Genomic DNA, 21526 nt, shown 5'->3' with positions numbered 1-21526 from the left:
TTTTAAGAAATGGGGGAGATTAGCAAGTTGTCCCAGCCTGATATGCGCATCTTCATCGTAAAACGAATACCCATCTTGATCAACTACTCGTTCTGCACGACTTTTGTTAACACTAAATGTGTCTTTTCCATTACGAGCGCGTAATTGCGCAGCATTTAATGAAATGGCAGTTTGTCCTTTATCCACTTAATTGCAATAATTTCAATAATTGTATAATTGAGGTGGGTTCTGAAGGGAGATGCTCAATAAGGTTGAGTGTGTGTAGAACATAATCGTATTGGATTCATTGCTAGTGAGACTGAAAACGATGAGTTCTCCGCAAAATTTGGCGTGCTACTATACATAGAAATAGTCAGGATGAGGGGGAACCCAGTAATGACAGAATATAATCAGCCAGTTTTCGATGCATTGCCGCCAAAAGGGAGTAGCAGAGAGAAGGCTATCTCGAAGCTCGGGGCTAGTGAGGCACCTGAGCTGTTGCATCTGGCGAGTACAGAGCGCGGGAAGAGTAAGCTTGCCGCCCAGAGGGCACTGGCTAAGATTGATTATGAACCGGTTACAGCTTATTGGAAAAAGCTATTAAAGTCGCCACAAAAATGCGAAAAAATATTAAACCACACATTCTCGAATACAGTGTCGGATCTGCTTGCTGATCGATTACTAGCTTTTTTGCAGACGTTTCTGGAGAAGAAGCCTGGCAGCAAGATCAGCTGGGAAGAGCATGAAACACTGCTTGCCTTTCTTGGCATGCTGCCGGGCAAAGCGAGTGAGAAGATGTGCGAGGTGTATGAGCTTGCAGCAGAGCATATCCAGAAGATTTCATCATTTAAGCGCGACAGCGAGGTGCTAAAGTTAACCTACAGAGATACTTCTATCTTTCATATAAGTGATACTTTGGAAGGGCTGACTTTAGAGCAAGCCTTTCCTATGATTTTGGTTGGCTCTGTTTTAATGGATGGAGATAGTAGGCTGCAAGCGCTGGCTTGCAAGCTATATGAACAATATGGGGGAGCCTGGCTGTCTCCTGTCTTCGCTTCTGCGCTTCTAACCAAGCCTGCTGGCGATGTTTTCGAGGCGTTTTCACCGTATTACAAAGATCCGGTAGCGCAGCGTTTTATTTTGAACGTGCTAGGTACGGTGAAGTTTGATACTAAGCAAAATCGGCATACATTTATGTTTGGCTGGGGTCATATGCTTAGGGCTGATACATATTTTTCCCTTACACCGTTGCTGTTTGAGGATTTGGATGTGCGCTGGATAGAACTTTTGACAGATGATCCGGAGGAGAAAAAGCTAAGCGGTCTTATTAAAACGAGCTATTATGTAGGAAAAGTAACTGGAGAATTTGATGACGTGCTGGGTGATCTGCTTCCGCTAAATAATGAAATTTGCTGCCAAAAGGTGCAATCGTATTTTCTGAAAAGAGCAATTCTGGATGATGGAATTGGCGCGACATATGTTGGTATTTTGTATCGGATAGGTTATGAGGACGTTGAATCGATTCTTATGAAAAAATGGTCCCAAAAGGAAAATGCAACCTCTATTTGGAATGTGTCCAGTGATTTGCAGTCCTTTACCCATTGGCCAGCCGAGAAGAGAGTAGTGCTTTTTGAACAGGTTAGACAAATGGTTCAGGAGAAGAAATTAAAAATAAGTTATTGGAAGCCGGACACGGCTGAGGAGCTGAAGAACGAGCTGCTTAAGTAGCAATAGAAGGAGCGGAACGGGAGGCATCAAATACAGTGGGAGCATTAGCTGTTAGCTACCCCCTGTCCATTATGTTCGTAGTGCTAGACCGTGAAAACGGGCAGGATTCGACAACAAACGAAGGGTTGGGAAAGTTATAGATATTGTATATGTTCATGTTCGACACTGTCTTTTTTGGTATGGAGTTTACGGATTATGTGATAAAAGTTGTAACGATGAAATTACACTTTATGCTGATGAAGAGCAAAAAAACTTTTTAGGGTATTTGCTCCAATAAATGAAAATGGTCACAAACCAATATACATTTATATGTGGTCCAAGCTGTCAACATCCTGGGACATAGATGGGATTAAGAAAAGTGTAAGAATACTTGTGAAAGAATTTTTGCATATGGAGATAGACAATGTAGAGCTACTGGAGATTCCGACATACGAGGAAACAAAATTATCGTTCCAAAAGGATTATGAACGGTTTATTAACTAAACATAACAACCAATCTGGTCATTGACCTAGCGGGTTCGTTAGTTCAATAAAACAGCGGCAGTCTAGGTTAAATTGATATGCTACATTGGTTAAATACAATAAAGACAGGAGACTGGGAATACGCTGGTGATGCTGACGCCTACGATTCAATGGAAGCACTTGGTGGAGAAAGACATCACTTCGTAGCAAAAGACTCTTTAGTGAATGCTGGATTTACAAATACCGATGAATTTCCCGCCATTAGAATGATGAATGATGATCACCTGAAAAGCCGGTAATCCTTAGCGTACAAGATACCGGCGTTTTTTCTGTCTATCAGGGTTAATACTAGCGTCCCTGTCACGACCTGCAAACAGTGAGTCTCGGAACTAAATCAAGCCTAACAACGCTCTTTCCCACCTGATTATTTGCGTTTGTGGGAGGTCAAAATGCCAAGGTTCCGATTCTAAAAATAAATTTGGAACCTCAGTAACTCGTTGAGGTTACAGTGTTACTGAGGTGTTTTCAAGTTACTTTGCGGTCTGTGTCAGCTACGTTGGTACTGTGAAATTTTGCTTTGGTACTCCGCTCTTCGTAAAAAATCAACGGCACGGTCAGGGAAGTCCGTAAACACCCCGTCAACTCCTGCTGTGAAGTAGAACTGATCGAGCAGCTCCTCGAAGCTTGCTGCATAGGCAGGGATTTGTCCTTTATCTGCTCGGAAGGTGTATGGATGCACTTCCAGGTCAGCTTCATGAGCCTCTTTGACAAGATTGGTAATGATCAGGTGGTCTCTCGTCGACTCTTCTTTGATGATCATTGGCTTCCATGGCCCTACGCCGTCTGCGTATTTCGCAATTTCTTTCATCGCCCCTTTTTCAAACATCCAATCGTAGTTGTAGGGAACTGCCTTACCGTTTTCATAGATCATGGTTTCGTTCCAGCCGGTTTCTGCCATGAGCTGTACAAGCTTCACGTTCATATTCAATTGCGGATAGAGTTCCGTGCGAATCCGTTTTGCTTCATTGGGGTCGAAAGTCTGTATGTACGCTTTGTCATTCTTGGACACATAGCCGTACTTTTTCAACACCTGCAGCACTGCGAGGCTGATGTCCTTTCCTTCGTGTCTGTGGAACCAGGGAGCTTTAATCTCCGAATAGATCCCTACGTTACGACCCGTGCTTTTGTTCATACCCTGGATCAGTTCAATCTCTTCTTCCAGGGTGTGAACACTGAAGTTGGATTTCCAGAGAGGGAAGCGATCCGGATAGTCTTGTACCTGCTTGCCGTTTTCCACTGAGAAGACCTCTGTTGTGTTCATTTTCTTGATCTCGTCAAGAGTGAAATCAATAACGTAGTACCTGCCGTCTTTTCGTTTTCGATCAGGGTAGACCTCCGCTACATTGGTTACGCTGTCCAGATAATGGTCGTGCATGATGATCAGTTTGTTGTCCTTTGTCATGACCACGTCTTGTTCGATGTAGTCGACTCCCATCGCGTAAGCCATCGCTTTTGCTGGCAGCGTATGTTCCGGCAAGTATGCACTCGCTCCGCGGTGGGCGATGACAATCTTATCCGCTTCGGCAAAGGATACGCTTCCAAAGCTTGTTGTAATAGCGAGAGCGGCTGCCAGGGATGTAACCAGTTTTTTCATGTTCTTCCTCCTCCATTTGGATGAAAAAAAGATCCACAAATTCCATTGGTAGGTTATACCATACCAAATGAAATATTGTGAATCTCCTGATCTCCATCACAAAAATATTATATTGGTTACTAATGTAAGCGATAAAGAAAGCGCTGTCAATAAATTGTTGGCGGTAATATTCATCTTCGATTGACCACCTACAATGCTTCAGTTCACACAAAGTAGCATTTTATTACCTGCACCAATGATCGTTAAGGATAAAGGGGTAACCCCTTGCTACGCAAGTCCCTGACGATCCTCGGCTCAGCAAAAACATTTTTCACGGCTGTGTCTTTCCTCCCTACAAAAACAGCAAGGCTGATCGCAGGACCAACCTTGCTGTTTTTCCGTATATCACGAATTACAACTTCACAGGCTCTCCTGCGAATACTTCCAATTCCATAGCTTCTGCAAAAAAGGAGGGAGCTTGCTTCACAAAAGCCTGAAAATGGGCGCTTGCATTGTGGGCCGCTACTGCGGCAGCGTCCTTCCACGTTTCTACCATGGTGTAGTGATATTCTTGCTCTGTGCTTTTCAGAAGGGTGTATCCTACATTCCCTTCTTCAGCTTGGCTTGCAGCAACCAGGGCTTTGGCCGCTTGAAGGAAGGCTTCTTCCTGTACGGGTATCACTTGCAGATGGGCATGTATAATAAGCATGGTTTTCTACCTTTCTTCCGACGAATTTGAATTATTTCCAGGTTGTCACTGTCTCAACAGGGAGACGGTAAGATGGGTATCCTTCCTTGGCTGCTTTCCCGATACTGATCAGCATGATCGGTTGATAGAGATCCTTGTCCAAATCAAACCCTTCTGCTATTTGATTCTTTTCATAGCCGCCGATCGGGTTCGTGTCATAGCCGAATGACCGGGCAACCAGCATCAATTGCATGGATACGAGTCCGGGATCGATAAAATTGACATCGCGCAGGTCAGAAGCTGGTAGATTGGCGTAGTAAGGCTTTACGGCTTTCAGCTGCATGTCGTTCACTTCCTGCGGCGCCAAGGCTGCATGTTGACCGAAGATGGAGCGCGTGTGGCTCCGCTAGAATTTCAATCATTTCCTCGCGGCTGATTTTTATTTCAGGATCATAAAGTTTGACAGAACGACGGCCAAACGTGATTTCACGAAAATCATTTGTTCTTTATGAGGGAACAAAGGATCGAGGTATACTGCCTCGTCGTTCATATTATTAATGATATTACTTACATTATTGAACTAACGGGGATTCATAGCGTAATAACAAGATGAGTGGGCAGCTGGCATAAGAGATCGGCTGCTTTTTCTATACTACCAGCAGTATAGTGCAATAATCGTTGTAAGACTTAGCTCAACGCATATAATTACTGCTGTTTCTCTGGAGCGTTTTCAATAGTTTCTTCAATAGAATTACCATTAAAATCAGCAGTCTCTACGCGAATCAGAAACGGTCCATTTACCCCTCTATACCAAGCGGTGTTTTTGGTTCAGTTAATGTCGTAGGGACACTCTCGATCCCCCCTCAGAGATTCACAAGTAGTTTGTACGATTAACGGGAAACCAAGTTGCCGTTGAGACCAGAATACATTGTAATGCTAATTTGTTAGAAATATCCACGATAACTAACATGCGTTTGAATTTCCAAAATAAAGGGAAATGATCTGTAGAATTATAATCATAAGGAGAGATATCATTGCGTTATTTGATCTGGTTATTCCGTATCGTCATGCTATTAGTGGTTTTTAAAACAGGCTCAGACCTCAGTGGTTTACAAAGTAGTTACCGCTTTAATGTAGAACTTGGGGCTAATACTTCTGCTGTTCAAGCGACCCAACTTTCAAATGAGTATTTGTTAAAAGCCGTTAGTCAGCTTGGTATATTGTTGTGTGCTTTTATGGGGTACATCGTATTTGAATTTATGGCTCGACCAATAAGGCATTCAGAAAAGAAGGTCGAAAAGAAAGTAGAAAGGACAGCTCCTGCTGCAGCTGCTGCACCTACTCAAAAAAAGTAAGATAACACAAAGCCCGCAAATGTGAGCTTTGTTATTCATTGTTCTCCCTTAACTTGGTTGCCGCCTGTCTATCCATCCATTCGCCAGTGTAAGATTTTTTTTCTATTTGGTAGAGGCGATGGTAATCTGGCGAGCTGGATAATAGGCAGGAGTCCGGCGGAGGCAGGTTATTTATTCCATAAAAAAAGAAGGATAAAAATCACAACGATTTTCATCCTTCTTTTTGTTATATTAATGATTTTTAACTACTTCTTGCCCCCGCACATTCCACGTAAAGGCAAAAACAAGAGCAGCCAATGCGCACGAAGCTGTCAGCAACATAAATCCTGCATCCCAGCCGGATTTATCAACGATAACCCCCATCAATGCATTCGCTGTGACTGTACCGCCCAGGTAACCAAACAGACCCGTCAGTCCTGCAGCGGTTCCGGCAGCCTTTTTCGGAACAAAATCAAGGGCTTGCAAACCAATCAGCATGACTGGACCGTAAATCAGGAAACCGATAGCGATCAGGCAAATCATATCGACCACGGAATTTCCAGGTGGGTTGAACCAGTAGACTAGAACAGCGATCAATACGCCGAGCATAAAGACAAATCCTGCAGGTCCACGGCGGCCCTTGAACAATTTATCGGACAGCCAGCCGCACAGGAGCGTTCCCGGGATACCTGCCCATTCGTATAGGAAGTAGGCAACGCTCGACTTGTTCATATCAAAGCCTTTTTCCTCGCTCAAATAGGTCGGCGCCCAGTCCAGAACACCGTAACGGACGAAGTAGACGAAGATGTTGGCAATCGCGATTGCCCAAACCCATTTGTTGTTCAACACATATTTGAAAAGGATTTCTTTTGTGGAGAATTCTGTTTCAAACGTTTTCTTCGCCTTGTTTGGATAGTCATTGCGATATTCTTCGATAGGCGGCAGGCCGACTGACTGCGGAGTATCGCGAATTAAGAAAAACGTAATGAATCCAAAGACAATGGCAACCAGAGCAGGCAGGATAAACACACCTTCATACCCGGAAGCGGTATTACCCGAAAGCCCGGTGAACATCGCTGCACCTGCAACAGCGAGGGGGGCCATCAAGCCTCCGCCAACGTTATGGGCTACATTCCAAACGGCTGTTTTGTTTCCTCTTTCACTTACACTAAACCAGTGTACAAGGACACGCCCGGATGGAGGCCAGCCCATTCCCTGGAACCAACCGTTCAGGAACAGCATCACAAACATGATCGAGACGGATGAGGTGAAGTAAGGAACGACGCCCATCAGCAAACTGATAAGTGCAGAAAGAATCAAACCAGCAGGCAAGAACATTCGCGGGTTGCTTCGGTCTGAAAAAATGGCCATTACAAACTTGCTGATCCCGTAGGAAATCGAAATGGCGGATAACGCAAAACCGAGCTCTGTTTTTGTAAATCCTTCTTCAATCAAATAAGGCATGGCGAGCGAGAAGTTTTTGCGGATGAGATAGTACGCCGCATAGCCGATGAAGATTCCGAGAAACACTTGAAACCTGAGCTTTTTATACTCAGAATCAATTTGTTCGTCAGGCAATCTGTCAATAGACGGTGCAGGCTTAAACAGTTTGAGCATCTTGTTCCTCCCCCTAAGTAGTTTCTAACACAGATGGCGATATAATAAAAAACCCATACTTTAATGGCGCTTTCAAAAATGAAAGTGCCAAAAAGTATGAGTCTCCGAATCTCCATCATAGTTAACTTGTTAAGTGTATTCTATTATTCTATGAAAACGTTGTCAACGAAGTTATTTTAGGTTATTTTTCCATAGTCAGTTAATTCCGCGTTGAATCGTAGCCCCTCTAATGGGAATGGAGGTCAACAGGCCGCTCTTGATCTCCAGCTGAACGGCATACTTGGAGACAATTGAGATACCGAGCCCGTGGATCAAGCTCTGTTTGATCGCACCTCTTCAAAAAAACCTTGATAGAGGTGTTCTTATGTATACTTTATTCATAAAAATACATTTTTTCCAAATATAAGTATATGTTTATGTTAGCCGATCTGTATGAGTGGGTAAGCGAAGATTTAAAGGACACTCTTTTTTGTGAAAGTAAAAATGAAGGAGGCTTTGTTTGATGCATTTGATTAGAAAAACAGGAGTTTTGGTAGTACTATCGCTTATCTTAATCTTTTCTATATTCCCGCAGTCTTCTCACGCCATGACACCGTGGACTCCCAACACCGTATACAAGTTAGGAGACATGGTTACGTATCAAGGGCAAGATTACAAATGTACATTTGCTCATACATCGCTTGTCGGATGGGAACCACCCAACGTACCGACATTGTGGCAACTGCAAGGTCCCTCTGCTCCCGATACCATTCCACCTACGTCTCCCACAAATCTTAGTGAAGTAGGGATAACAAGTAGTTCGGTCAGCTTATCTTGGTCAGCTTCTACGGATAATAGAGCTGTTCAGGAGTATCTCGTCTACAACGGAGATATACTCGCCGGTACATCGAGTGCAACATCCTATACGGTGACTGGGCTTCTAGCAAATACGACATATTCATTCGCGATACAGGCAAAAGATGCCGCAGGCAATGTATCCCCACCCAGCGCCTCGATAACGGTAACCACTTTATCTAAATCCCCAAATGAACCGGTGTCCAAACGACTTTTGATTGGCTACTGGCATAATTTTGACAATGGTTCTACGGTACTCAAGCTAAGAGATGTCTCAGATAAATACGATGTCATCAATGTTGCGTTCGCAGAACCAGTCGGTGGCGATCATGCGACTATGGGATTCGTGCCGTTTAATGCATCCGTTGAGGAATTTAAGTCGGATATCGCCTTGTTAAAATCAAAGGGGAAGAAGGTCCTCATCTCGATTGGCGGAGCGAATGGTACAGTCGAGCTGACGACAGAAGCTGCCAAACAAAATTTTATTAACTCGATGACCTCGATCATTCAAACGTATGGTTTTGATGGGATGGATATTGATCTGGAAGGAAGCTCCCTGTCGCTAAATGCGGGGGACACTGATTTTAGAAATCCGACAACACCTAAAATTATAAATTTAATCTCAGCGACTCAGACGATCACGAATACATTTGGCCCATCTTTCATTTTGACGATGGCGCCAGAAACGGCTTATGTCCAAGGCGGTTACGCTAGCTATGGTGGGCCGTGGGGCGCTTATCTACCTGTGATTCATGCCCTTCGCGATCGAATGAATTATATCCACGTCCAACATTATAATTCTGGAGCGCTAGAAGCATTAGATGGTCGTACGTATCAACAAGGAACGGCTGATTTCCAAGTAGCGATGGCAGAAATGCTATTGAAAGGATTCCCTATCGGTCGTAATCCTAACAACATGTTTCCAGCCTTGAGGGAGAACCAAGTCGCTATCGGGCTGCCTTCTGCTCCAAGTGCTGCCGGGGGAGGCTATACGTCTCCTGCCGATATCCAGAAGGCACTTCAATATTTGGTAAAAGGCACGTCTTTTGGAGGAACCTACAGACTCCAAAACCCAGCTGGTTATCCGCAGTTCCAAGGAATTATGACCTGGTCTATCAACTGGGATGCTAGAAATAACTATTCGTTTGCCAATAATGTTCGCACTTCGCTTGATTCACTGAATCAGTAATCACGGAATCTTTGAAAAAACCCACCCTCTCTCACGGGTGGGTGTCATTGTCATTATGCAAATTTGATCTGAGTACGACTATCCTCTATAAGTAAGGATATAAAAGTCTGATGTAGCGGTTGTAATGACCCAACCTGGTGGTATTGGGGTCGTTTTTGCGGTCTGTACTGTCGTTCCATAGCTTGCCCCTCCTACATACATCCATAGAAAGAAATCGGAAGTAGCTTGGGTGATCACCCAATTTTCTGGAATTCGAGTTATCTTTGCGGTCTGTACTCTCTGTCCAAAACTTGCCCCTCCTACATACATCAGTTGATAGAAATCCGATGTTGCTAGAGTGATCACCCAGTTTTCTGGAACTTGGGTTATTTTTGCGGTCTGAACTCTGTATCCGAAGCTTGCTCCTCCTACATACTGCCATATAAAGAAATCGCTTGTTGCAACAGTGATCACCCAGTCTTTTGGAATGGGAGTCGTTCTTACAGTCTGTACTGTCTGACCCAAACTTGCTCCACCTACATATTGGATGACGTAGTAGTCACTCATTACTGTTGTAATGACCCAATCTGGAGGAATCGGAGTCGATTTTGAAATCGTTCTTGTAGCTCCAAAATTAACACTAGCTCCTGATACTTTACGAGAGTCGGTTGATTTATTTCGAAATAACGTTTCCTGAGAAGATGTTGGGAGTTCAGCAGCCTGGGTAGGAGTGGATAGAGACATTGTAACTACTAGTAGACCCAAAGCAGAAACCATACTTTTTTTAAGCATGAACAAAACACCCTTTATTGGAAAATATTGTATGTAAGGATTCGCTTTTGTCTTATTGAACTCCTTTAACAGTTTTGGTTTTTCGCTCCCCACTCACACAACTTTTCCGCTCGATGGAGCATACGCCCAGCTCTATGCGAAGCAATTTGATATGGTTGCTTCTTTGAAGTTAATCCACGCTGCTTTTTTCGTTATGAAAGCATGATTGGTGGTGTAGGTGAAGCCATAAATTCATGTAAAAAGGTAGTTGTTCCGTTTAGCAAAATTTGTACATTTGTAATATATCAAAAAATCAGTATAATGATACTTATTTGTCTCTATGGAGTGGACTTTGATTAAAATAGCCATCCATCGAAGAAATGAATCATACAGAAAGCGAGAGTCTATTGCAGGGTCGGGAGAAGTTTATCTTAGTGGGGGGACATCTATGAAAAGTATGCTGACGAAGGTAAGTCAAGTAAGTCTGGTAAAGCAAATAATTGTAGGTTTGATTATTGGTATTATCCTGGCTGTAACGATTCCCGAAGTAGCAAAACCCGTAGTAGTTTTAGGTTCTTTATTTGTTAGCGCTTTGAAAGCGATTGCACCTGTGTTGGTACTCTTTTTGGTTATGTCAGCCATTGCTCAACATAAAAGCGGGCACCAAACGAATATGAAATTCATAATTGTCCTATACCTTTTAGGAACCTTTTTAGCTGGATCAATCGCCGTTATTTCAAGCTTTATATTCCCTGTAAGCTTAACACTTGTAGAGGGAGCTAAGGATGTAACGCCTCCTGGCGGTGTTGTAGAGGTTCTCAAGACATTACTGCTAAATGTAGTTGATAACCCAGTTAATGCAATTGTTAAAGCGAACTATATCGGTATTTTAGCTTGGGCGGTACTTATTGGTTTGGCTTTACGAAATGCCGCTGATACGACAAAAACGATGATTTCTAATTTTTCAGATGCCGTTTCGAAAATGGTTGGTTGGGTAATTAAGTTTGCACCATTAGGAATCATGGGACTAGTATTTGAGTCTATTACTACAAATGGACTTGCTGCGTTACTAAGCTATGCAAAATTACTTGCTGTTCTGATTGGTTGCATGCTCTTTGTGGCACTGGTTGTCAATCCAATCCTTGTCTATGCAGCTATAAGACAAAACCCTTACCCGCTTGTTTTCAAGTGTATAAAGGAAAGCGGCATTACAGCATTCTTTACACGAAGCTCAGCTTCAAATATTCCTGTAAATATGAAATTATGTGAAAATCTAGGTTTGAATAAAGATAGTTATTCAGTCTCGATTCCATTAGGGGCTACTATTAATATGGCTGGTGCAGCTGTTACGATTTCTGTTTTGACCCTTGCAGCGGTTCATACACTTGGTATTCAAGTGGATATCCCTACCGCTATCATCCTTAGCATAGTATCGGCTATATGTGCTTGTGGTGCATCAGGGGTGGCTGGCGGATCTTTATTACTGATTCCTCTAGCATGTAGCCTATTCGGTATTCCAAATGAAGTTGCGATGCAGGTAGTCGGAGTCGGCTTTATTATTGGAGTGTTACAAGACTCTTTTGAAACGTCACTTAACTCCTCTTCAGACGTTCTTTTCACAGCAGCAGCTGAGTTTAAAGAGTGGCGAAAAGAAGGAAAGAAAATTAATATCTCCAAAGCAGCATAGGCGAATGAACAGCACCCCAATTGTGAGACTGGATCAACAATTGGGGTGCTGATTTATTGTGGTAGATCGAGAAGCTCACAGAATCGCTGTTACAGCGTTTCTCCACGTGTAAAATTATACTTATAGACCTACGCAAGCACAGTCTGCTTCTGAAACCCACTCATAATCCCAAGCAACATCTCTTTATCCATCTGCAATTCGCTTTGCCCTACTTTTTGCAGCAGCTTTCGGGTGTTTTCATTCGGGAAAGAGATACTCCGCTTCCAATACGCATGGAACAAGCTCATAGATGCATTGAAGGCTTTTTCCTCTTCGGATAGCAGCTCGTCTGTTTCAAATGGAACAGGTACTAAATTCGGAAAATCCAAGACTTCTTTAATGCAATCGACCACCAGTTTTTGGGTAGGTGGAACAGGGTTGGTAGCATGATAGATTTCCTTATGCTCACCATGAGTGAGCGCAGCGAGCAAGACAGAAGAGACATAGTCAACCGGGACGAGGTTCGAGTTGACGTCTACATCCACCAAGATACGGTACTTTTGATTTTCCCAGCCTTCTGCTCGGGACGCTCTTCTTTTCAGTACGCGAAGACCTTTTAATAAGCCGTACAAGCCAAAATTGGTATCGGCTTCGCCTGTTTTGGAATCGCCGATAATGATGGACGGTCTGACAATGATCGTCTCCATTTTGTCGCTGTAGGAGAAGACGACATGTTCTGCCAAGCATTTTGTCTCTTCGTAGTTGTTCACGAAGGAGCGTTCCGGGTTGTACAGCGCTTCTTTTCCTTCTGTTTCGGTGCCGATGGTATAAGCCGTACTCACATAGATAAAGCGAGGTGAGCCAATGGCTTCTGCAAATTGTAACGTATTTTTTGTTCCCTCTACATTTACCTCGTACGTCTGCGGTTTCTGAGCGGGATCAAAGGACAGGTATGCGGCAATATGGTACATCGCATCTATTTTCTGGTTGAGCTGTCCCCAATCATTTTCAGAGACGCCCAAGCCTTTTTTCGAAACATCACCTAGTAAAATATGTACCTGTTTCCGGTGCTTTTCGGCAAAGCTATGCATCAAATCGCTTGCCTTTTTTTCGTTTCGAGCGAGTAAGTAAAGGGTATGACCTTCGTTTAATAGTTCTTGGGATAGTTTTTTTCCGAGAAAACCTGTTGCTCCTGTTACAAAGATATTCATATAGTTAACCAGCTCCGTATGTTTGTTAGGTAGGGAGTTGCTGAAGTATCAATAATTCATTATATGATGAAAAACATAGCTGTGACGAGTGCGGATGAAACGTTATCGTGAACAACTGCGTGGTTTCAAACAACTGTTTAACAGCCACATGGAGAGCTACTTGCCTGGGTTTCCCGGTATTTTCCTCATTTTCTTATTTAAGGCCGTGAAGTTTCAAAAGGGTATGATCAGGGGAAATAACTTTAGCAGAAATAGTCATTTGAAAAAGATAGGCACAGGTATGAGCTTGGCCTGAGAGGAGCGCGTCTTCTGACAACCAGTGAGGCGTTGTTTGGGCTGCAACTCGTTATTATACTTCACTAGAGAGGAGTCATCACAGATGATTAAAAAAATGGTTACTAGTTATAAAGCATCGCTATCTAAGCAGATCCTGTTTTTTCTTGTTTTGCTTATCGTTGTTCCCTCTGTCGTTCTGAGCCTTTCCTTGACACAACTGGCACGCAACCAGTTAGAGAACGAATTGTTGTCCCAAGTGGAATCGGTTACCACGATGATTACACAAGTGCTCAACAATTCGTACCAAGATTATTCCGTCACCATTGATAGTTTTGCGGATGTTCAAGTTCCTCCGGGACAAAATGCGGATGCGTATATCTACGAGCGTATCCGCAACATAGAGAAAGACATCGACAATGTTTTGTCTGCGTTCATGTACTACGACAATCGATATTACAACTCGGCGAAAAAGGAAATTGATCCGACTACCCGTGAATGGTACAAGCAAGCGATACAGCATAAAGGGCAGATCATTGTGACGCCACCTTATATCGATGCGATAAGCGGAAGCTACGTGATTACGTTTGCCAAGACGATTTCGGACGGTGCAGGTGTAGCGGGTATTGACGTTTCCATCGATCACTTAAACGAGCTGGTAAAGACGTACAAGATCGGGGAAAAGGGATATGTCAGCTTGTTCGATCCGAATAACGTGACAATGTCGCACCCGCGATTCCCACAAGGCAAGCCGCTTGAAGACGAACGCTTCCAAGTGATGCGCGATCAAGCGCAGGGTTCTTTCGAAGTGGATGATGAGGAGCTTCGTGAATACTACCACTTCAACAAGCAAAATTCGCTCGGATTGAACGTCGTTTCCGTGATTGATTGGAGTGAAATCGATCAAAAAACGGGGCCGCTGTTGCGGATTTCATTCATGTTCATCGTCCTTTTGCTTGCCCTCATTGCCCTGTTCGTTTGGATTTTTATGAAACGCACAGTGCGACCAGTCCTGCAATTGAAGCAACTGACCGACTCGATCGCGCAGGGGGATTTGACGGTCCGGTCTATGGAGAGTGGAAGAACAGATGAGATTGGACAGCTACAGTCCAACTTCAATACGATGTCGCAATCGTTGTCCGATGTCCTGCGTCAAATTACCGATCATTCCGATCAAATCTCTGCTTCCTCCCATCATTTGTCTGCGAATTCGGAGGAGAACGTGCAGACGATAGAACAAGTCGCTGCCTCCATGCAAGAAATAGCGTCCATGTCTTCGGATATGAATCGGAGCATAGATACCGTGAAGCAATCGGCGACGCAAGCGCAAGAGGAGCTGGATGATGCCATCCGCATCCTGCGTGAGAGCACCGAAATGTCGCAGGTCATCACAGGTCTGGCCAATAACGGTGAGGAGTCTCTCGGAGCGGCGAGACAGCAGGTGAATATGATCGTGGAACATTCCGCTCGTTCTAAGCAGGAGATGGAGGAATTAAAGCAGGTTGCTGGAGAAATTAGCGGGGTGACGAATTTCATCCAGAATATCGCCTCCCAGACGAATTTGCTTGCGTTGAATGCCGCTGTTGAAGCGGCACGGGCCGGTCAAGAAGGCCGCGGGTTCGCCGTCGTTGCCGATGAGGTACGCAAGCTGGCTGATCAGACAGGTTCTGCTGCTGAAAAGATCGACAGTCTGATCGGCGAGGTTCAGAATCGCGTCCTTCACATGGTGAAACGCACGGAGGAAGGCGTGGAATCTGCTACAACGGGAAGTGATTTGACTCAATCGGTTGAGCAGCGTTTCACGGAGATGTATGAGGCCATTAACCGCATTGACGCTCACCTCGCGAAAGTAGCCCGTGTCAGCGAACGGTTAATGCAGTCAAATACAGCGATGCTTGTAGCGTTTGGTGAATCGAGTGCCATGAGCCAGGCGACTGCGCAAGAGGTCGACCAAGTGGCAGCAGCCAGTGAAGAACAAAATGCTTCGATGGAGGAAGTAGCGGCTTCTGCAACGCATCTTGCCAACATTGCTGAAGAGTTGCAGTCATTGGTGCTGCGTTTTAAATTGGAGCGTACACAGTAGTTTTAGTGATGGGTAAAGAAGACCAACAGACGTTGGTCTTCTTTCATGCCAGTTCATCTGAGCAAAGTAAGCATAACGTCTATCGAATTATCAACAAATGATCGTGTTGGGCGAGATTTCATGATTACGGTCAGTCCAATTAACGATACGATAAGCGCCTGTGCGATAGCTTTCGCGTCTATACTCGAATCGAGTTCACCTGATTGGATACCTCGCTCGATCGTTTCTTGAAAAATGACAGAGAGGTACATTTGGTGTTCCCTTGTCAGAATTTCAAATTTCTCATCATGAGGGGCAAGCTCGACCATGGTATTAATGCAAAAGCACCCTCGGCTGAGACTTTCCGTATATTCCTCATCGACCACTTCGTTAAAAAAACGGCGAAATGCCTCTTTAACAGATGGATTGTTTTGAAGTTTCGTTCGTACCTCGGAAGCACGAGACATCGTGTATCTGCGTAGTGCGGTTTCGAACAATTCTTTTTTGTCTCCAAAGGTTGAGTAAATACTTGGACGTTGGATCCCCATTCTGGAAGTTAAATCACTCAATGAGGTAGCTTCATACCCCTTCTCCCAAAAGAGCTGCATAGCTGCATCTAGTACTTTTTCTTCGTCAAATTCGCGTGTTCTCGCCATAAAGAGTTCCTCTCATTACCCATGTATTCGAATCTATGTAACTGCCAATAGTTTTTTGTACTGAATGGTATTTTATATTTTATTGTTTTTCATTTGTCTTGTCAATTTCAGGCTGGTTTATTCAAAAACGAGAAAAGAATGTTGTTGACAGAAAAAGAAATGGTGGGATATATTTACTGGGCATCATAACGTACCGATCGGTATGTTATTTTGCTCCAGACGTAGACGGAATGGAGGTAAGGTGAAGACAGATGGAGGAGGTTATCGAAAAAGTAGCGGCTAAAGCCGATAGGAAGGCGGATTCAGTACAAGGCACTCCCATGCCTCGCTATGTAATACTATTTTTTGCGGTTGCTTGCGGGATGTCAGTTGCGAATATCTACTTCGCGCAACCACTACTTGATCATTTGTCGGATGAGTTCGGAATTGACTATTCCATCATTGGGATTCTCATTACCCTTACTCAAATCTTTTATGCAGTAGGACTGTTGTTGCTTGTGCCACTTGGCGATTTATTGAACCAACGCCGCTTGATTATCGGTCAGATGTTTTTATCTGTGGTAGCTCTGGTTATCGTAGGAACTGCCTCCACCAGCACGGTACTATTCGTAGGAATAGCTGCGGTGGGATTGCTTGCCGTTGTGACGCAGACGATCGTTGCATTCGCGGCGACCATGGCTGCTCCTGCTGAGCGGGGGCGAGTGGTGGGGGTAGTAACAAGTGGAATCGTCATTGGCATACTTCTAGCACGCACCATTGCAGGAATTTTAACAGATCTTTCGGGCTGGCGTTCCGTATATCTGGTCTCTGCTGCATTCCTCTTTTTACTGGTTTGTGTATTATTTCGGGTATTGCCAAATAGGGAGCGGGAGGTAAAGCCGCTATCCTATCTCCAGTTGCTTGGATCGGTACTGAAGTTGTTCGCACAAGAACGGCTATTACGTATTCGCTCTGTTCTGGCTATGCTGATTTTTGCTGCGTTTAGCATTTTGTGGACGCCATTAGTACTGCCTCTGAGTGCGCCGCCATTATCTTTGTCGCACACGGCAATCGGGGCGTTTGGCCTCGTAGGAGTTGCCGGAGCGTTAGCTGCAGCAAGGGCAGGGAAGCTTGCAGATCGAGGCTATGGACAGCGAACGACGGGAGTTGCCTTGAGTCTATTGCTACTATCGTGGTTGCTAATTAGCTATATAGAACAGTCGTTATTTGCATTGGCGATAGGCATTATTTTGCTTGATTTGGCGGTACAGGCGGTACATGTTACGAATCAAAGTATGATCTTCACCTTGGGTGCAGAGGCACGGAGTCGGCTCACGGCGGGGTATATGGTTTTCTATTCGATCGGCTCTTCTGTAGGCTCCATTGCCTCGACCTATACATATGCGCATTTTGGTTGGGGGGGAGTATGCTTGCTCGGAGCCTCTGTCAGTGCTTTGGCTCTGGTGTATTGGGCATTGACCAGACGTGTTTCGGCTATTACAAGAAAATAGAGCTGCTTAGTATCTAGCATGAGAAGGGTTGTGCTAATAGTTTGAAGTGAAGATATATGATATTGAACTATTTTGCTTTCAGAGCTGTTGACTGATACAAGTTTTGCAAAAGGAGAGATGATCTGTGGAGATAGGTATTACTTCGTTTGTGGAAACGACGCCGGATGTTCAGACAGGTGAAGTGATGAGCCACGCACAGCGATTGCGTGAAGTTGTCGAGGAAATCGTCCTCGCTGATCAGGTTGGACTTGATGTATTTGGCATTGGTGAACATCATCGCAAGGATTATGCAGCTTCTTCTCCAGCAATGGTGCTGTCTGCGGCTGCGCCACTGACAAAAAGGATTCGGCTGACCAGTGCAGTGACCGTGCTTTCTTCCGCTGATCCAGTGCGTGTTTTTCAGGATTTTGCCACACTCGATGGTATTTCAAATGGACGGGCAGAGATTATGGCGGGACGGGGTTCCTTTATCGAATCTTTTCCCCTGTTCGGCTATGACTTGAATGACTATGATGAGCTGTTTGATGAACATTTGGAACTGCTCCTAAAAATACAGGCGTCCGAAAAAGTAACTTGGAGGGGCGGTCATCGGCCAGCTATTCATGATTTGGGCGTGTATCCACGGCCCGTTCAAAATCCTTTACCCATATGGATTGGCAGCGGAGGCAATCAGGAGTCTGTTGTTCGTGCAGGTCTGCTGGGATTGCCACTGATGCTGGCGATCATTGGTGGAAGTCCGCGGCAGTTTGCACCACTTGTGCAGCTATACAAGAAGGTGGCCATGCACGCTGGTCATGACGTATCGCGATTAACGGTTGGGTCACACTCACTTGGATTTGTCGCAGAAGATACGGAACGGGCGGCAGATATATTCTTTCCTTCTACTCAAGCAGGAATGAATAAAATCGGAAGGGAGCGGGGCTGGGCGCATTATAACCGTGCTAGCTTCGATGCCGCACGCAGCTTTGAAGGGGCACTGTATGTGGGTGATCCGGAGACGGTGGCCCAAAAAATCATCCACCTTCGCAAAAATGTAGGCATGACACGCTTTATGATGTACGTGCCGATATCCACGATGCCGCATGATCAGGTAATGAGAGCCATTGAGCTGCTAGGAACAGAGGTAGCGCCTCGGGTGCGAGCGGAAATAACCAAGTGGGAAGCAGAGACGCAGCAGGAATCAACATTTGCTTAATGGAGGGATTTACATGGATTTTAATTGTCGGGTACTGCCGGAATTAAGGCAATCATTAGCGCAATTCCCTGGTTTTCAACTGGAAGAAGATTTGGAGTCGAGCAGGGCTATGTTGAAAAATCCGCCGATTGTGAAGTCAGAGCATGTACGCACAACAAGTCGAATGATTCAGGGCGCAGCAGGAGAGATGCTAGCGAAAATATACGAGCCCGTCCAACGAACAGGCAGTAAGCTTCCGGCTATGCTGTGGATTCACGGGGGAGGCTATGTGCTGGGGCACCCCGATATGGATGACGCTCTATGCGAACGCTTCGTGCAAGCGGCTCATTGTGTCGTCGTATCGGTCGATTATCGACTGGCTCCCGAGCACCCCTATCCAGCAGCCATTCATGACTGTTACGCCGGTTTAACGTGGATGACAGACGAAGCTGAGTCACTCGGCATCGATTTGGATCGGGTCGCGATTGCCGGTGCTAGCGGGGGAGGGGGGCTGACCGCAGCACTTGCTTTAATGGCTCGCGACAAAGGTGGACCAGCCCTTATTTTCCAGATGCCGTTGTATCCAATGATCGACAACCGTAATCGGACAGCGTCGAGCCATGAAATTGAGGCTGAAAATGTAACATGGAGCCGAACAAACAATTTGGCAGCGTGGAGTATGTACCTGGGCGAAGGTGCCGACGACACTCAGGTATCCGCATATGCGGTACCATCGAGAGCAGAAAACTTGGCGGGGCTGCCACCGACTTATACGTGCGTAGGACAGCTCGATCTGTTTCGAGATGAGACGATCGAATATGTGACGCGCCTTGCACAAGCGGGCGTAGACGTAGAATTTCATCTATATCCCGGCTGCTACCACTGCTTTGAAGTCTTTGTTCCCGAAGCAGAAGTGAGCCAGCGCGCCAGCCAAAGCTATGTAGATGCGATGGCAAGAGCGCTTAATCCTAAATAATCGAGGAGACAAAAAGCACAACAACCGATCGAGGGAGATCTCGGCGATTGTTGTGCTTTTCTTCATGTAACCTAGTGGGAAGAAAATGTTTTTTCAGTAATATATATTTGGTTATATGTTTCTTGAACATATCGATTTACAAATTGTTTATAAAGTGAATATAATAATTAACATTAGTGAAATTTATTTTACAAATAAACAAACAATTCGGAAGTGAAGCACAACGTAAGAAAAAGGAATAATCTTACTAACGATTAGGAATGCTTTCTATGATGGCTTTCCTAAAATACCGCCAACAGCAGAGAGGAAGAAGAAGCTTACGTGGGAAACAAAGAACTGAAGAGAGGCCTGGAAGCCCGTCATATTCAGATGATTGCTTTGGGCGGTACGATTGGTGTTGGGCTATTTATGGGATCGGCCAGCACGATCAAATGGACAGGACCATCCGTCATGCTAGCTTATGCAATTGTAGGAATTTTTATTTTTTTCATCATGCGTGCAATGGGTGAAATGCTGTATATGGAACCGAGTACGGGTTCATTCGCGACCTTTGGGCATAAGTATATCCATCCGTTAGCAGGTTATATGACGGCTTGGAGTAACTGGTTCCAGTGGGTCATTGTCGGGATGGCAGAGATCATCGCCGTCGGGCAGTATATGCAGTATTGGTTTCCGGATTTACCGCCTTGGATTCCAGGTATTATTGCGATGGTGATTCTCGGTGCAGCAAACTTGGTCTCGGTAAAATCATTTGGTGAATTTGAGTTTTGGTTTGCCATGATCAAAATTGTAACGATCGTTTTGATGATTATTGCAGGATTTGGATTGATTTTCTTTGGCATTGGAAATGGTGGAAACGCAATCGGATTATCGAATCTGTGGGAGAATGGCGGATTCTTTACGGGCGGTTGGACAGGCTTTTTCTTTGCTCTTTCCTTGGTGATTGGAGCGTATCAAGGTGTCGAGCTCATCGGGATTACAGCAGGGGAAGCAAAAGACCCGAAAAAAACATTAACGCGTGCGATCCAAAGCATCATTTGGCGCATTTTGATTTTCTATATTGGTGCGATTTTTGTTATTGTAACCGTTTACCCTTGGGATCAATTACAGGCAATCGGTAGTCCGTTCGTTGCTACTTTTGCGAAAATAGGTATTACCGCAGCTGCAGGTATCATTAACTTCGTTGTGATCACGGCTGCCATGTCTGGCTGTAACAGCGGGATTTATAGTGCAGGGCGTATGCTGTATACCTTAGGCGTAAATGGCCAAGCCCCGAAAATTTTTACGAAGCTGTCTTCGAATGGTGTGCCGTTGTTAGGAACGATTGGTGTACTGATCGGACTGGGAATTGGGGTTATCTTAAGCTATATCGCCCCAGAAAATCTCTTCGTGTATGTATACAGTGCAAGTGTACTGCCTGGTATGGTACCGTGGTTTGTCATTTTGATCAGTCAAATCAGATTCCGAAAAGCGAAGGGTGCTGAAATGGATAACCATCCATTCAAAATGCCTTTTGCCCCAGTGACCAACTATTTGACCATTGCTTTCCTCATCATGGTACTCATCGGTATGTGGATCAATGATGAGACACGCGTCTCCCTGATTGCCGGGATTGTCTTCTTGGCAATTGTGGTCATTAGCTTCTTTGCACTAGGAGTTAACAAGGCAGTTCCACTGGACGAGCAATCAAACAAGTAATAACGAAAGGGACCAACATTTGTTGGTCTCTTTTTTTGTTCATCAATTCGCCTTTGTACGGCAAACATACTTCGTTTATCATTAGGATGTCTGGATTGGCTAACCA

Annotated in this window: 16 protein-coding genes and 2 pseudogenes; 10 read left to right on the top strand and 8 right to left on the bottom strand. The window is 44.7% G+C overall.

Annotation, left to right across the window (positions count from 1 at the left end; all coding sequences use genetic code 11):
- Nucleotides 1–375 precede the first annotated feature (375 nt).
- Both ACFYU8_RS27860 and ACFYU8_RS27855 read left to right on the top strand, forming a co-directional pair.
- Complete coding sequence (locus ACFYU8_RS27860) at nt 376–1707, top strand: hypothetical protein (RefSeq protein ID WP_390305940.1); 1332 nt, start codon at nt 376–378, stop codon at nt 1705–1707.
- Nucleotides 1708–2267: 560 nt separating this feature from the next.
- Nucleotides 2268–2468: a hypothetical protein gene (locus tag ACFYU8_RS27855; protein ID WP_390305938.1), complete on the top strand. Its 201-nt coding sequence runs from the start codon at nt 2268–2270 to the stop codon at nt 2466–2468.
- Between the two features lie 248 nt (nt 2469–2716).
- Here the strand turns inward: ACFYU8_RS27855 and glpQ are convergent, their stop codons facing one another.
- From glpQ to ACFYU8_RS27835, 4 genes and pseudogenes are all read right to left on the bottom strand, one after another.
- Nucleotides 2717–3823: a glycerophosphodiester phosphodiesterase gene (gene glpQ, locus ACFYU8_RS27850; protein ID WP_390305936.1), complete on the bottom strand. Its 1107-nt coding sequence runs from the start codon at nt 3821–3823 to the stop codon at nt 2717–2719.
- A gap of 391 nt (nt 3824–4214) precedes the next feature.
- A complete protein-coding gene (locus tag ACFYU8_RS27845) occupies nt 4215–4511 on the bottom strand; it encodes a putative quinol monooxygenase (RefSeq protein ID WP_390305934.1) in 297 nt (98 codons plus the stop codon).
- 31 nt (nt 4512–4542) lie between these two features.
- Nucleotides 4543–4851, bottom strand: a pseudogene (locus tag ACFYU8_RS27840) (nitroreductase family protein); the annotation flags it as partial.
- A 2-nt stretch (nt 4852–4853) separates the two neighbouring features.
- Nucleotides 4854–4975: pseudogene (locus tag ACFYU8_RS27835) on the bottom strand (nitroreductase family protein); the annotation flags it as partial.
- A 549-nt stretch (nt 4976–5524) separates the two neighbouring features.
- Here ACFYU8_RS27835 and ACFYU8_RS27830 point away from each other — a divergent pair.
- The gene (locus ACFYU8_RS27830) at nt 5525–5845 is read left to right on the top strand and encodes a hypothetical protein (protein WP_390305932.1); all 321 of its coding nucleotides are present in this window, start codon (nt 5525–5527) and stop codon (nt 5843–5845) included.
- Nucleotides 5846–6076: 231 nt separating this feature from the next.
- On the opposite strand, the gene glpT is transcribed toward ACFYU8_RS27830, so the two are convergent.
- Nucleotides 6077–7441 (bottom strand): glycerol-3-phosphate transporter, encoded by a 1365-nt coding sequence (gene glpT, locus ACFYU8_RS27825; RefSeq protein WP_390305930.1) that lies wholly within the window; start codon nt 7439–7441, stop codon nt 6077–6079.
- A 502-nt stretch (nt 7442–7943) separates the two neighbouring features.
- Here glpT and ACFYU8_RS27820 point away from each other — a divergent pair.
- Nucleotides 7944–9464, top strand: coding sequence for a chitinase (locus tag ACFYU8_RS27820; protein ID WP_390305927.1), 1521 nt, complete (start codon nt 7944–7946; stop codon nt 9462–9464).
- 78 nt (nt 9465–9542) lie between these two features.
- Here ACFYU8_RS27820 and ACFYU8_RS27815 read toward each other — a convergent pair whose 3' ends face one another.
- Nucleotides 9543–10235 (bottom strand): hypothetical protein, encoded by a 693-nt coding sequence (locus ACFYU8_RS27815; RefSeq protein ID WP_390305925.1) that lies wholly within the window; start codon nt 10233–10235, stop codon nt 9543–9545.
- 427 nt (nt 10236–10662) lie between these two features.
- On the opposite strand from ACFYU8_RS27815, the gene sstT reads away from it, so the two are divergent.
- On the top strand, nt 10663–11901 hold the full coding sequence (sstT, locus tag ACFYU8_RS27810) for a serine/threonine transporter SstT (RefSeq protein ID WP_390305923.1): 1239 nt from the start codon (nt 10663–10665) through the stop codon (nt 11899–11901).
- Nucleotides 11902–12029: 128 nt separating this feature from the next.
- Here the strand turns inward: sstT and ACFYU8_RS27805 are convergent, their stop codons facing one another.
- A complete protein-coding gene (locus tag ACFYU8_RS27805; protein WP_390305921.1) occupies nt 12030–13091 on the bottom strand; it encodes an SDR family oxidoreductase in 1062 nt (353 codons plus the stop codon).
- Nucleotides 13092–13470: 379 nt separating this feature from the next.
- On the opposite strand from ACFYU8_RS27805, the gene ACFYU8_RS27800 reads away from it, so the two are divergent.
- On the top strand, nt 13471–15447 hold the full coding sequence (locus ACFYU8_RS27800; protein ID WP_390305919.1) for a methyl-accepting chemotaxis protein: 1977 nt from the start codon (nt 13471–13473) through the stop codon (nt 15445–15447).
- A gap of 53 nt (nt 15448–15500) precedes the next feature.
- On the opposite strand, the gene ACFYU8_RS27795 is transcribed toward ACFYU8_RS27800, so the two are convergent.
- Nucleotides 15501–16082 (bottom strand): TetR/AcrR family transcriptional regulator, encoded by a 582-nt coding sequence (locus tag ACFYU8_RS27795; RefSeq protein ID WP_390305917.1) that lies wholly within the window; start codon nt 16080–16082, stop codon nt 15501–15503.
- A 251-nt stretch (nt 16083–16333) separates the two neighbouring features.
- On the opposite strand from ACFYU8_RS27795, the gene ACFYU8_RS27790 reads away from it, so the two are divergent.
- The 4 genes from ACFYU8_RS27790 (at nt 16334) to ACFYU8_RS27775 (ending at nt 21420) form a co-directional block, all read left to right on the top strand.
- Complete coding sequence (locus ACFYU8_RS27790) at nt 16334–17572, top strand: MFS transporter (RefSeq protein ID WP_390305915.1); 1239 nt, start codon at nt 16334–16336, stop codon at nt 17570–17572.
- A gap of 124 nt (nt 17573–17696) precedes the next feature.
- The gene (locus ACFYU8_RS27785; protein WP_390305913.1) at nt 17697–18767 is read left to right on the top strand and encodes an LLM class flavin-dependent oxidoreductase; all 1071 of its coding nucleotides are present in this window, start codon (nt 17697–17699) and stop codon (nt 18765–18767) included.
- Between the two features lie 13 nt (nt 18768–18780).
- A complete protein-coding gene (locus tag ACFYU8_RS27780; RefSeq protein WP_390305911.1) occupies nt 18781–19722 on the top strand; it encodes an alpha/beta hydrolase in 942 nt (313 codons plus the stop codon).
- 321 nt (nt 19723–20043) lie between these two features.
- Entirely contained in the window at nt 20044–21420 is a 1377-nt protein-coding gene (locus tag ACFYU8_RS27775; protein ID WP_390305910.1) for an amino acid permease, read from the top strand.
- Nucleotides 21421–21526 lie beyond the last annotated feature (106 nt).

The sequence above is a fragment of the Brevibacillus sp. NPDC003359 genome, from assembly GCF_042878995.1.
In the GTDB taxonomy this organism is placed as follows: domain Bacteria; phylum Bacillota; class Bacilli; order Brevibacillales; family Brevibacillaceae; genus Brevibacillus.
This window is presented reverse-complemented; position numbering and strand designations above follow the sequence as displayed.

Coding starts and splice junctions, on each gene's coding strand:
- ACFYU8_RS27860 (WP_390305940.1), top strand. CDS start 376: ATGACAGAATATAATCAGCCAGTTTTCGATGCATTGCCGCCAAAAGGG.
- ACFYU8_RS27855 (WP_390305938.1), top strand. CDS start 2,268: ATGCTACATTGGTTAAATACAATAAAGACAGGAGACTGGGAATACGCT.
- glpQ (WP_390305936.1), bottom strand. CDS start 3,823: ATGAAAAAACTGGTTACATCCCTGGCAGCCGCTCTCGCTATTACAACA.
- ACFYU8_RS27845 (WP_390305934.1), bottom strand. CDS start 4,511: ATGCTTATTATACATGCCCATCTGCAAGTGATACCCGTACAGGAAGAA.
- glpT (WP_390305930.1), bottom strand. CDS start 7,441: ATGCTCAAACTGTTTAAGCCTGCACCGTCTATTGACAGATTGCCTGAC.
- ACFYU8_RS27820 (WP_390305927.1), top strand. CDS start 7,944: ATGCATTTGATTAGAAAAACAGGAGTTTTGGTAGTACTATCGCTTATC.
- ACFYU8_RS27815 (WP_390305925.1), bottom strand. CDS start 10,235: ATGCTTAAAAAAAGTATGGTTTCTGCTTTGGGTCTACTAGTAGTTACA.
- sstT (WP_390305923.1), top strand. CDS start 10,663: ATGAAAAGTATGCTGACGAAGGTAAGTCAAGTAAGTCTGGTAAAGCAA.
- ACFYU8_RS27805 (WP_390305921.1), bottom strand. CDS start 13,091: ATGAATATCTTTGTAACAGGAGCAACAGGTTTTCTCGGAAAAAAACTA.
- ACFYU8_RS27800 (WP_390305919.1), top strand. CDS start 13,471: ATGATTAAAAAAATGGTTACTAGTTATAAAGCATCGCTATCTAAGCAG.
- ACFYU8_RS27795 (WP_390305917.1), bottom strand. CDS start 16,082: ATGGCGAGAACACGCGAATTTGACGAAGAAAAAGTACTAGATGCAGCT.
- ACFYU8_RS27790 (WP_390305915.1), top strand. CDS start 16,334: ATGGAGGAGGTTATCGAAAAAGTAGCGGCTAAAGCCGATAGGAAGGCG.
- ACFYU8_RS27780 (WP_390305911.1), top strand. CDS start 18,781: ATGGATTTTAATTGTCGGGTACTGCCGGAATTAAGGCAATCATTAGCG.